Genomic DNA, 10,252 nt, shown 5'->3' with positions numbered 1-10,252 from the left:
CTGACCATGAGCAAGGACAAAACCCCCGACGCCGAGCCCAAGAAGGGTGGCAAGATGAAGAAAATGCTGATGCTGGGTATCGGCGCGACCGCGCTGATCAGCGCCGGCGCCGGTGCGGGCATCTATCTGGGCGGCGGCCTCGCCGGCCATGAAGCGAAACCCGAGGATCATTATCCCAAGCTCGTCGTCCGCAGCGTCGGCGAGGAAGCGGCCGCCGAGGGCGAAGGCGGCGGGGAAGGCAAGGAGCCGGCGCTGAAGGTCGGCACCGTCTCGGTTCCGAACGACCATTTCAAGGTCGATCCGCGCAAATATGAAATCACCTATTATCCGATGACCGACGCCTTCACGACCAACCTCGCTGACGGATCGGGCTTCCTTCAGGTCGGGATCAGCCTGTCGACCTTTTACGACGGCAAGGTGATCACCAACATCAAGCGCCAGCAGGTGCCGATCCGCTCGGCGGTGCTGATGGTGCTCGCCGAACAGGACCCGGCGCTGCTGTCGACCTCGCAGGGCAAGCAGCAGCTTCAGCGCCAGCTCACCGCCGCGATCAACGACGTGCTGCGCGACAAGGAAGGCTTCGGCGGCATCGACAATGTCTATTTCACGAGCCTGGTGATCCAGTGAGCCTCGAGCCGAAACCCGTCGATGCCTCGGCCAAGCAGGCCGCCGACGCGAAGGCGTCGCTGCTGCTGCGCAAGGCCGAGGGCAGCTATGCCTTTCCGGTGCTCGACAGCGTCGGCAACCAGTTCGCGCGCAGCTTGCGCGACCTCATCCGCGCGCTCGGCGCGCCGACGGTGCAGATCGAGCGCGAGGCCGCGGTGCAGATGCGCTTTACCGACTGGTGCCAGGCGGTCAGCCCCGGCCTCTTCTGGCGTTATCATGCACCGCCGCTCAAGGGGCCGGTGCTGCTCGCGACCGCGCGGCCGCTGCTGCTCCAGCTCGTCGACATCTTCTATGGCGGCAAGGGTCAGCTCGCCGGCGAGCGCGAGGAACTGACCGACGCCGAGGAACGCTTCGCCGCGCGCCTCGGCCGCGACATGGGGCAGCAACTCGCCGCGGCGTGGAAGATGGGAATCGAACCCGAACTCGACTGCGTGACCAGCGATCCCGCGAAGCTCGCAGCGGTGCGCGGCGACGACGAACTGCTCGTCCAGCGCTTCACGCTGCGCGGCGGCGTGTTCGAGGGACGGACGATTCTCTGCGCTTATCCGCAGGCGGCGCTGCGCGGAATCGCTGGCGCCGAACCGGTTCCCGAGATGCGCGACGGGCCCGCGATCGACCCCGCCTGGACCGCGACGCTGAACCGCGCGCTCAAGACCGTGCGCGTGCCGGTGCGCTCGGTTCTCGCGCGCCCCGAAATTTCTTTGGTGAAACTCCTCTCTTTGGAGGTCGGCGATATCATTCCGTTAACCATTCCGCGCAATGTTCCGGTAACCGTCGCCGGCCGCAGTTTCGCGTCCGGCAGCATCGGGGAATCGAATGGCAACGCCGCCATCCTGATTGAGACTGTCGAAAAGGGATCCGACGATGAATGACATGAGCGAAGCCCCCGCCCGGCCCGACCGGCGCGACCGGAGCATTGCGGGCGCGCCCAATTTCGATCTGCTCGCCGGCGTCTCGCTGCGCGTCTCGGTCGAGGTCGGATCGACGTCGATGACGCTCGCCGAACTGCTGTCGCTGTCCGAGGGCAGCGTCGTCGAACTCGACCGCGCCGCGAACGAACTGCTCGACATCTATGCCAACGGCACATTGATCGCGAAGGGCGAGATCGTCAGCGTCGAAGGCCGCTACGGCATCCAGATCGCCGAAGTCGTCGCACCCGCGCAAGGGTTCGCGGGCTTCGAGCGGAGGGGCTGATGCTCGAATATATTCTCCGTCTGCTGATCCTGCTGCCGCTGGTCGGCGGCATGGCGTGGGGCAGTCTGTGGTTATGGAAGCGCGTCCAGATGGGCGTGCCCCTGACCGGCGGCGCCAAGCAGGCGCGCGCGGTCGAGATGGTCGGCGTCCTCCCGCTCGGCCCCGGCACCAAGCTCGCGGTCGTCGAATTCGCGGGCCAGCAGATATTGCTCTCGGTCTCGCGCGGCCAGGTCACCCGCCTCGCCGACAACAGTCAGGGCGACTTTCATGTCGGCTGACGGTCCTCGCAAGCGCTGGCTGCGCCGCGCCGCCCTGATGGGCGGTTTTGCGCTGCTCGCCGCGGCAACGCCGGCCTTCGCACAGGACGTCGGCGCGAGCGGCATCACGCGCGCGGTGAGCGAGATCGGCGGCGACGGCCGTCCGCTGACGCTGTCGCTGCAGATCCTCCTCCTGATGAGCCTGCTGACGGTGCTACCGTCGCTGCTCCTGATGATGACCAGCTTCACGCGCATCATCATCGTGCTGTCGATCCTGCGCCACGCGCTCGGGCTCCAGCAGACGCCGCCGAACCAGGTGCTCGTCGGTCTCAGCCTCTTCCTATCGCTGTTCGTGATGCAGCCGGTGCTGAGCGAGGTGAACCGCGTCGCAATCGAACCTTATGGTCAGGAACAGATCGACATCGGCACCGCGATCAGCCGTTCGGGCGACGCGCTGCACGGCTTCATGATGGCGCAGACCCGCAAGACCGACCTGATGATGTTCGCGAAGATCGCCAAGGCGCCCACCTATGCGAGCCCCAAGGACGTGCCCTTCTCGATCGTGCTCCCCGCCTTCGTCACCAGCGAGCTCAAGACCGCTTTCCAGATCGGCTTCCTGATCTTCCTGCCCTTTCTCGTCATCGACCTGATCGTAGCGTCGGCGCTGATGTCGCTCGGCATGATGATGCTGTCACCGACGGTGATCTCGATGCCCTTCAAGCTGCTGCTTTTCGTCCTCGTCGACGGCTGGGCGCTGACGATGGGCTCGCTCGCCTCCTCTTTCGGGACATAGCGTCATGGAAGCCGATTATTTCGTCGGGGTCGCGCAGCAGTCCTTGTGGGTGCTCGCGCTCGCCTCGGCGCCGATCCTGATCCCGATCCTCGTCGTCGGCGTGCTGCTCGGCATGGTGCAGGCGGCGACCTCGATCAACGAACAGACGCTGAGCTTCGTGCCCAAGCTGATCGTCACCGCCGTCTGCCTTGCGATTTTCGGCAGCAGCATATTGGTGCTGCTCACCGATTTCACGCAGGACATTTTCGCGCAGATTCCGAATCTGGTCCGCTAGCGGCGCGATGAACCCCGCCGACGTCCCCAATGTCGAGGCGATGCTCCAGCTCTGGATGCTGGGGATGATCCGGCCCGGCGCCGCCTTTCTGGCCGCGCCGGTGTTCGGCGCCGCGAACGTGCCGGTGCAGCTTCGCCTCGTCATCGCGCTCGCGGTCGGCGTGCCCGCGGTCGCGGCGTCGGGGATGGCGCTGCCCGCCGATGGCATCGTCTCGGTCCCCGGCCTCTTCTTCATCATCGGCGAGGCGGTGATCGGCCTCGCGATCGGCTTCGTGCTCCAGATGGGGCTCGCCGCCGCGCTGCTCGCGGGCGAGGCGATCAGCAATGCTATGGGGCTCGGCTTCGCGTCGATGGTCGATCCCTTGAGCGGCGCGTCGAGCACCGTCGTCGGTCAGTTCCTGTCGATGCTCGCGACCGCGCTCTTCCTCGCCGCCGACGGCCATCTGATGCTGATCCGGATCATCGTCGACAGCTATCAGGCGCTGCCGCCCGGCAACGCCTTTCCCTCCTTCGCCGCGATCGGCGGCCTGCTTCATTTCGCGAGCCTGATGTTCGCCGCCGGGCTGACGATCGCGCTGCCGGTCGGCTTCGTGCTGATTCTCGTCCAGATGATCATGGGCGTGATCGGCCGCTCGGCCCCGGCGATGAACCTGTTCGCGGTCGGCCTGCCCGCGACTTTGCTCGCGGGCGTCATCCTGCTCGGCATGGTGACCCCGGCGATGGCCGAGACGATCGCCCGCTTCCTTTCCGACGCGCTCGACATGGCGCGCACGATCGCCGCGGGGCGCTGAGCGATGGCGGGAACGAGCGAAAAAGACCAGAAGACCGAGCTTCCAACCCAGAAGAAGCTCAAGGATTCGGCGCGCGAGGGCGACGTGCTGATGTCGAAGGAACTCGCGACGGCGCTGATGATGCTCGCCGGCGCGGGCTGGCTGTTCGCCGCGGGCGGCTGGCTCGTCGATTCGGCGGGCGAGCTCGTCCAGCGCGGCCTGACCCTCGACGCCGGCGATATCGCCCATTTCGCCCCCGGCGAAGCGGTGATGCGCAACGGCGTCGAGATATTGCTGCCGCTCGCCAGCCTGTTCGCGCTCGCGATCGGCGCGAGCATCGCGGCGCCCGCGATGCTCGGCTCGCTCGGCTGGCGCGGCAAGGCGCTCGGCTTCAAGGGCAATCGGATGAATCCCCTGTCGGGACTCAAACGCATCTTCGGGCCGCAAGGCGTCATCGAGCTGGTCAAGTCGCTCGCCAAGGTGCTGCTGCTCGGCACGATCGGTTATCAACTCGTCGCGCACAGCCTGCCCGCGATCATGTCGATGGCGCAGGCCGATCTCAACGCCGCGATCGGTCTTGCCGGCCGCGCGGTCGGCCATTCGATGCTCGCGATGGCGGGCGGCCTCGTCGTCATCGCGCTGATCGACGTCCCCGCGCAATGGTATCAACGCACCCGCCGCCTGATGATGAGCAAGCAGGAAATCAAGGAGGAAATGCGCGAAGCGGACGGCGCGCCCGAACTCAAACAGGCGCAGCGCCAGCGCGCGCACGAGATATTGAGCGGTTCCGCGCGCAAGGCCGTGTCGGACGCGACCGTCATCCTCACCAACCCGACCCATTTCTCGGTCGCGCTTCGCTATCGCCCCGGCCAGGACGCGGCGCCCGTCGTCGTCGCGCGCGGGCGCGGCGACGTCGCGCTGTCGATCCGCGAACTCGCGCGCACCGCGAACGTGCCGATCCTCGAATATCCGCAGCTCGCCCGCGCCATCTATTTCACCGCGCGCGCCGGACGGACGATTCCCGAGGAATTGTTCGTCGCGGTCGCGACGGTGCTCGCCTTCGTCTTCCAGCTCGAGCGCGCGATGGCCGAAGGCCTGGGGCAGCCCATGGTCGACGTGCCGGTCACGCACCGTTTCGACCCCGAGGGGCGCCGACAAAACTGACCTTGGACCGCTTAATCCCTCGATCGCGCCGCCGTTAAGAGGTGCGAAGGATATTCGCCATGGTCACCTCTATCGCCAATTCGCTCGGCTTCGGATCGGGGCTCGACATCAAGCAGCTGGTTACGGATCTGTCGTCCGCCTCGCGCGATCCGAAGGTCGCGCGGATTTCGACGCTGACGACACAGAACCAGGCGCAGATAAGCGCCGTCGCACAGGCGCGGTCGGACCTCGAGGGCTTCGCCGATTCGCTCCAGCAAATGATCGATGACGGGTCGCTCCGCAGCACGCCGACCGTTTCCGACGACAGCGTGCTGTCGGCGACCGCGCGCGCGGGCATCAGCGCCGACAGCTTTTCGGCGACCATCGTCGTGAACGGCCTTGCCCGCGCACAGACCGCCTATTCGGCGATCGTCGCCGACAAGACCGCCGCGATCGGCACCGGCACGATGACGCTGAGCGTCGGCGGGGTGAACAAGACGATCACCATCGATGCGACCAACAACAGCCTCGAAGGCCTCGCGACCGCGATCAATGCCAGCGGCGCCGGGGTCACCGCCTCGATCGTCGCCGACACCGGCGGCAGCCGTATCGTGCTGAAGGGTGCGACGGGCGAAGCGAACGCCTTCACCCTGGCTGCCGACGCGGGGGCCGACCCCGCGCTCGCCGCTTTCGGCTATGGCGCGGGCGGCGGCATGACGCTCGGCCAGTCGGCCGCGAACGCGACCTTCACGATCGACGGCATCGCCTACAGCCGCGCCACGAACAGTATCGACGACGTCATTCCCGGCATGGCGCTGACGCTCAAGAAGGCCGCCCCCGGCCAGCCGGTCGACATCGGTGCGAGCCGCCCGCTCGACATGATCCGCCAGACCGTCGGCGATTTCGTGTCGGTCTATAATCAGCTCAAGAAGAGCCTGACCGCCGCCGCCGGCATGTCGGGCACCACCAGCTCGCTCCGCTCGCTCGAGCGCGAGCTCAGCGACATGGTCAACAAGGTGCTGACCAGCGGCAGCGGTATCTCGAGACTGTCTGACATCGGCATCTCGTCCGCCAAGGACGGAACACTTACGCTCGATTCGGCGAAACTGGAAAAGGCGCTGACCGCCGACGCCGGCGCGGTCGAGGCGCTGTTCAGCCCACGCCGCGATGCGACGCACACCGCGACCACCGATCCCGGCATCGCCGGCATCCTCGATGCGATCCGCGACAAGGCGGTCGCAAGCGATGGCGCGATCGGCCGCGTGTCGAAATCGCTCACCGACAAGAGCAGTTCGCTCGCCGAGCAGCTCGAAAAGGTCGAGGAACGCGAAGCCGCCTACAAGGCGCGGCTCGAAAAGCAGTATAGCGCCCTCGACGTCAAACTGAACGCCTTCAAGGCAACCCAGGCCTATCTTGAGCAACAGATCAAGATGTGGACGAACCAGAACAACGACTGATGACGTCCATGGCCGCCACTCCCTCGACCGTCCGCGCGACGGGACTCTATCGCCGTCTGCAACACGAAAGCCGCGCGCTGGCCGCCGACCCCGTCGAACTCGTCACCATGCTCTATGACGAGCTGGAGACGGCGGTCGGGGTGCTCGCCTCGATGGTGCGGCAGGGGCAGCGCATCTCGGCCACCGAACCCGCGCGGCGCGCACGCACCATCCTGATCGGCCTCGACGCGAACCTCGACCGCGACGCCGGCGGCGACGTCGCCACCGCGCTGTCGCGCGTCTATCGCAGCATGCGCCGCAAGCTCGACGACGCGGTCTCGGCCAACAGCGCCGAATCGCTCGACGAGCTGCTGAACGGCATCGTGACGATCAGCTCGGCCTGGCGCCAGCTGCGGTAGACGATCAATCGTCAATCCAGTTAGGGCGCTCATCCCCTGACCGTTCGCGTCGAGCGAAGTCGAGACGCCCATCGGCATGGCACTGTCCGATGGGCGTCTCGACTTCGCTCGACGCGAACGGATTCGGGGCTTCGGTTTCGAGACGCCCCCAAAAGGGTTCGACACCGGCCCCCTGTTCCGGGCCGCCGATGTGGGGACGGACGGCCGGGAAACAGCGAGCCGGTGCCGAATTCAGCGGCGCCGAAAACTGGTGGGGTAGTCGTCAGGCGGCCTGCTGCTGAACTCCATATTTGCGCATCTTCTCGATCAGCGTCGTCCGCTTCAGCGTCAGCAGGCGCGCGGCTTCGGAGATGATCCCGTCGGCGAGATCGAGGGCGTTGTGAATCTGTTCGAGCTCGATCGTCTCGATCTCGCGCTTGAGGTCGATCGGGCGGCCGGGCGCCGGCAGCTTGGCGGGATGCGCGGCGAGATGATCCTCGTCGTCGGCAGGCACCGCGGCGGGGCCGTGCGAGACGACCGGGCGCAGCAGCGGCACCGCGGTGGGATTGAGGAGGATCGCGACATCTTCGGCCCCGAGCGTCTCGCCGCCGTGGAGCACACTCGCGCGCTCGACGAAATTGCGAAGCTCGCGGACGTTGCCCGGCCATTTGTGCTGCATCAGCACGGCGAGCGCGCCTTCGTCGTAGCGGCACTTGGCGTCGGCGGGCATCTTGCGCTGGAAATGGCGGATCAGCGCCGGAATATCCTCGACGCGGGCGGCAAGCGCCGGCACCTGGATGACGACGACGCCGAGGCGAAAGAACAGATCTTCGCGGAATTTGCCGTCGGCGATCGCGTCGCCCAGATCCTGGTGCGTCGCGGAGATCAGGCGGATGTCGACCGGGCGGACCTCGCTGCTGCCGACGCGGACGATCGTCCGGTCCTCGAGCACGCGGAGCAGCTTGACCTGCATGTCGAAGCGCATGTCGCCGATTTCGTCGAGAAACAGCGTACCGCCGTCGCTCGCCTCGAAATGGCCGATGCGGCGGGCGTGGGCGCCGGTGAAGCTGCCCTTTTCATGGCCGAAGAGTTCGGATTCGATGAGGTCGCTGGGGATGGCGCCGCAGTTGATCGCGGTGAAGGCCTTGTCCGACCGCACGCCTTCGTCGTGGATGGCGCGGGCGACGAGTTCCTTGCCCGACCCCGACGGGCCGCAGAGCAGCACCGACGCGTTCGAACGGGCCACCCGCCGGATCATTTCGCGCAGCCGCTCCACCGCCGGGCTGTGCCCGATGATCAGCGTCTCGAGCGCCGACGGCGCCGCCCCCTTGTTCTGCCCCACAGTCATTTTCGTCTCCACCGCGCCCCCCAATCGGCGCTTTCGATGGAGATGGAGATTGAGGAAAATGGTAAACGAAAGATTATCCAAATGATCACAACCCCTTGAAAACAAAGAGTTATTACCAATATGGCGGTAATGGCCGCGCAATCGCGTTGTTAAGATTTCGGAATGCCACCAAATTGGCACTAATTCCCATCCCCCATCCGCCAGCCGAGCGTGATCGAGATGCGGCGGTTGCGCGGATCGAATCGATCGACAGGGTTATAAGGTTCGCGATCGGCGACCCCTTCGATCCGCGCATAGCGATCTCCGGCAACGCCGCGATACTCGAGAAAGTTGCGCACAACCTCGGCGCGGTCGACCGACAGGCGCCAATTGTTCATCCCCGCCTTCGCCGACCAGGGCGCGGCATCGGTATGGCCGCGGATCATCAGCCGGTTCGGCGTTTCGGCGATCGGCCCCGCGATCTCGCTGAACAATTTCGCGCCCGCCGGAGTGAGCTGGCTGGTGCCCATCACGAACATCGAGAAGTCGGCATCGTCGACGACGTCGATCCGCATCCCCTCGGTCGTGACCGTGAAGCGCAGGTTGCGCGCGAGCCGTTTGAGCTCGCCCTTCTTTTGCACGCGCTCCATCATCGACTTGGCGACCTGCGCGAATTTTTCCTTCTCGCGCTCGCGGCCCGCCGCTTCCTTCGGCCCGCCGACGGCATCCTTCGGGATGGTGAGCGAACGCGTCCCGGTCTGCCCCGCCCGGTGCGGATAATTGTCGGCGGACACGATCGAATCGCCGCCGAACAGGCTGGCGCCGCCGGCGCTCTCCTGCTTCGTCCGCACGATCGTCGGCGCGAAATAGTCGGCGAGCGCCTTGCGCTGCTTCTCGGTCGTCGCGCCGAGCAGCCACATCAGCAGGAAGAAGGCCATCATCGCGGTCACGAAGTCGGCATAGGCGACCTTCCAGGCGCCGCCGTGATGGCCGCCGTGCGCTTCCTCGATCACCTTCTTGACGATGATCGGCCGAACAAGATTGGGACGCGCAGCCATTTAGCGGCCCCGCATGCCGTCGAAGACCTCGGCGAAGCTCGGCTGGTTCAGATGGTCGACCCCCGAGCGCGCGGCCTCGATGACGAGCGGCTGCGGATGGCCGTGGAGCGAGGCGATGATGAGCTGCTTCACCGTGTGATAGATGGCGGCGTCGCTTTCGATCACCGTCTTCGCGCGCGCCGCGAACGGCCCGACGAGACCATAGGCGAGGAGCACGCCAAGGAAGGTGCCGACGAGCGCCGAGCCGATCATCGCGCCCAGGATCTCGGGCGGCTTGTCGATCGAGCCCATCGTTTTCACGACGCCGAGCACCGCGGCGACGATACCCAGAGCCGGGAGCGCGTCGGCGAGGCTCTGCAACCCTTCGGCGGGCTTCAGCGCGTGGTGGCGGTGGTTCTTGAGCGCATTGTCCATGACGTCCTCGACCGCATGCGGATCGAGCGTCCCCGACGAGACGACGACCAGGCGCAGCGTATCGCAGATCAGGTGGACGAGCGTGTCGTCCTTCAAAAGCTTGGGATATTGCTGAAAGATCGGCGAGCTTTTCGGCTCCTCGATATGCGGCTCGACCGCGACCGGCCCCTCGGTGCGCATCATCTTCATCAGCGTCGAGACGAGCAGGATGCAGTCGAGATAGTCCTGCTTCTTGTAGGCAGGGCCTTTGAACACCTTGCCGAGCCCGCCCGCGAGCGCTTTCAGGTCGGCGCCCGAATTGCCGATGATCAGCGAGCCCACCGCGGCGCCGCCGATGATCAGCATTTCATGCGGAAGCGCGTGGAGCACCGGCGTGAGATTGCCGCCGGTGAACGCAAACCCCCCGAACACCAGCAGGATCAGAACGACGATGCCGATTACGGGAAACATGCGCGGGCAACTCCATTGGGGGCGAACCCCCGGAAAAATTCAAAGGACGTCTTCATGCTTAACGGCAGCGCGC

13 protein-coding genes are annotated in these 10,252 nt (G+C 66.0%); 10 read left to right on the top strand and 3 right to left on the bottom strand.

The window, feature by feature from the left end; translation table 11 throughout:
• Nucleotides 1–6 precede the first annotated feature (6 nt).
• The 10 genes from VHO04_RS04865 to fliS are packed head-to-tail and all read left to right on the top strand — an operon-like array spanning nucleotide 7 to nucleotide 6,951.
• Nucleotides 7–627 (top strand): flagellar basal body-associated FliL family protein, encoded by a 621-nt coding sequence (locus VHO04_RS04865; protein ID WP_329627246.1) that lies wholly within the window; start codon nucleotides 7–9, stop codon nucleotides 625–627.
• Complete coding sequence (locus VHO04_RS04860) at nucleotides 624–1,538, top strand: flagellar motor switch protein FliM (protein ID WP_329627245.1); 915 nt, start codon at nucleotides 624–626, stop codon at nucleotides 1,536–1,538. The genes VHO04_RS04865 and VHO04_RS04860 overlap by 4 nt, the downstream gene beginning before the upstream one ends.
• Nucleotides 1,531–1,860: a flagellar motor switch protein FliN gene (fliN, locus tag VHO04_RS04855; protein ID WP_257545781.1), complete on the top strand. Its 330-nt coding sequence runs from the start codon at nucleotides 1,531–1,533 to the stop codon at nucleotides 1,858–1,860. The genes VHO04_RS04860 and fliN overlap by 8 nt, the downstream gene beginning before the upstream one ends.
• A complete protein-coding gene (locus tag VHO04_RS04850; protein WP_329627244.1) occupies nucleotides 1,860–2,138 on the top strand; it encodes a flagellar biosynthetic protein FliO in 279 nt (92 codons plus the stop codon). Before fliN ends, VHO04_RS04850 begins: the two co-directional genes overlap by 1 nt.
• 37 nt (nucleotides 2,139–2,175) lie before the next feature.
• On the top strand, nucleotides 2,176–2,910 hold the full coding sequence (fliP, locus tag VHO04_RS04845; protein ID WP_374046570.1) for a flagellar type III secretion system pore protein FliP: 735 nt from the start codon (nucleotides 2,176–2,178) through the stop codon (nucleotides 2,908–2,910).
• A gap of 4 nt (nucleotides 2,911–2,914) precedes the next feature.
• Complete coding sequence (locus VHO04_RS04840; RefSeq protein ID WP_257545787.1) at nucleotides 2,915–3,184, top strand: flagellar biosynthetic protein FliQ; 270 nt, start codon at nucleotides 2,915–2,917, stop codon at nucleotides 3,182–3,184.
• Nucleotides 3,185–3,191: 7 nt separating this feature from the next.
• Nucleotides 3,192–3,974 (top strand): flagellar biosynthetic protein FliR, encoded by a 783-nt coding sequence (gene fliR / locus VHO04_RS04835; protein WP_329627243.1) that lies wholly within the window; start codon nucleotides 3,192–3,194, stop codon nucleotides 3,972–3,974.
• Between the two features lie 3 nt (nucleotides 3,975–3,977).
• Nucleotides 3,978–5,117, top strand: a complete 1,140-nt coding sequence (locus VHO04_RS04830) for a flagellar type III secretion system protein FlhB (RefSeq protein ID WP_329627242.1) — start codon at nucleotides 3,978–3,980, stop codon at nucleotides 5,115–5,117.
• Nucleotides 5,118–5,176: 59 nt separating this feature from the next.
• Entirely contained in the window at nucleotides 5,177–6,553 is a 1,377-nt protein-coding gene (gene fliD / locus VHO04_RS04825; RefSeq protein WP_329627241.1) for a flagellar filament capping protein FliD, read from the top strand.
• Complete coding sequence (gene fliS, locus VHO04_RS04820; protein ID WP_257545796.1) at nucleotides 6,553–6,951, top strand: flagellar export chaperone FliS; 399 nt, start codon at nucleotides 6,553–6,555, stop codon at nucleotides 6,949–6,951. The genes fliD and fliS overlap by 1 nt, the downstream gene beginning before the upstream one ends.
• A 262-nt stretch (nucleotides 6,952–7,213) precedes the next feature.
• Here fliS and VHO04_RS04815 read toward each other — a convergent pair whose 3' ends face one another.
• From VHO04_RS04815 to motA, 3 genes are all read right to left on the bottom strand, one after another.
• The gene (locus tag VHO04_RS04815) at nucleotides 7,214–8,278 is read right to left on the bottom strand and encodes a sigma-54 dependent transcriptional regulator (RefSeq protein WP_329627240.1); all 1,065 of its coding nucleotides are present in this window, start codon (nucleotides 8,276–8,278) and stop codon (nucleotides 7,214–7,216) included.
• Nucleotides 8,279–8,457: 179 nt separating this feature from the next.
• Nucleotides 8,458–9,315: a flagellar motor protein MotB gene (locus VHO04_RS04810; RefSeq protein ID WP_329627239.1), complete on the bottom strand. Its 858-nt coding sequence runs from the start codon at nucleotides 9,313–9,315 to the stop codon at nucleotides 8,458–8,460.
• Nucleotides 9,316–10,179, bottom strand: a complete 864-nt coding sequence (motA, locus tag VHO04_RS04805; RefSeq protein WP_257545802.1) for a flagellar motor stator protein MotA — start codon at nucleotides 10,177–10,179, stop codon at nucleotides 9,316–9,318.
• Nucleotides 10,180–10,252 lie beyond the last annotated feature (73 nt).

Origin of the sequence: Sphingopyxis sp. (genome assembly GCF_036261875.1) — a bacterium.
GTDB lineage: Bacteria > Pseudomonadota > Alphaproteobacteria > Sphingomonadales > Sphingomonadaceae > Sphingopyxis.
The sequence above is the reverse complement of the archived record's forward strand: the minus strand, read 5'-3'. Positions and strand labels throughout refer to the sequence as shown.

What these genes read in the sequence shown, in the direction of transcription:
- fliR (WP_329627243.1), top strand. Translation starts at nt 3,192, where the DNA reads ATGAACCCCGCCGACGTCCCCAATGTCGAGGCGATGCTCCAGCTCTGG.
- VHO04_RS04810 (WP_329627239.1), bottom strand. Translation starts at nt 9,315, where the DNA reads ATGGCTGCGCGTCCCAATCTTGTTCGGCCGATCATCGTCAAGAAGGTG.
- fliS (WP_257545796.1), top strand. Translation starts at nt 6,553, where the DNA reads ATGACGTCCATGGCCGCCACTCCCTCGACCGTCCGCGCGACGGGACTC.
- VHO04_RS04840 (WP_257545787.1), top strand. Translation starts at nt 2,915, where the DNA reads ATGGAAGCCGATTATTTCGTCGGGGTCGCGCAGCAGTCCTTGTGGGTG.
- fliP (WP_374046570.1), top strand. Translation starts at nt 2,176, where the DNA reads ATGGGCGGTTTTGCGCTGCTCGCCGCGGCAACGCCGGCCTTCGCACAG.
- VHO04_RS04850 (WP_329627244.1), top strand. Translation starts at nt 1,860, where the DNA reads ATGCTCGAATATATTCTCCGTCTGCTGATCCTGCTGCCGCTGGTCGGC.
- motA (WP_257545802.1), bottom strand. Translation starts at nt 10,179, where the DNA reads ATGTTTCCCGTAATCGGCATCGTCGTTCTGATCCTGCTGGTGTTCGGG.
- VHO04_RS04865 (WP_329627246.1), top strand. Translation starts at nt 7, where the DNA reads ATGAGCAAGGACAAAACCCCCGACGCCGAGCCCAAGAAGGGTGGCAAG.
- VHO04_RS04830 (WP_329627242.1), top strand. Translation starts at nt 3,978, where the DNA reads ATGGCGGGAACGAGCGAAAAAGACCAGAAGACCGAGCTTCCAACCCAG.
- VHO04_RS04815 (WP_329627240.1), bottom strand. Translation starts at nt 8,278, where the DNA reads ATGACTGTGGGGCAGAACAAGGGGGCGGCGCCGTCGGCGCTCGAGACG.
- fliD (WP_329627241.1), top strand. Translation starts at nt 5,177, where the DNA reads ATGGTCACCTCTATCGCCAATTCGCTCGGCTTCGGATCGGGGCTCGAC.
- fliN (WP_257545781.1), top strand. Translation starts at nt 1,531, where the DNA reads ATGAATGACATGAGCGAAGCCCCCGCCCGGCCCGACCGGCGCGACCGG.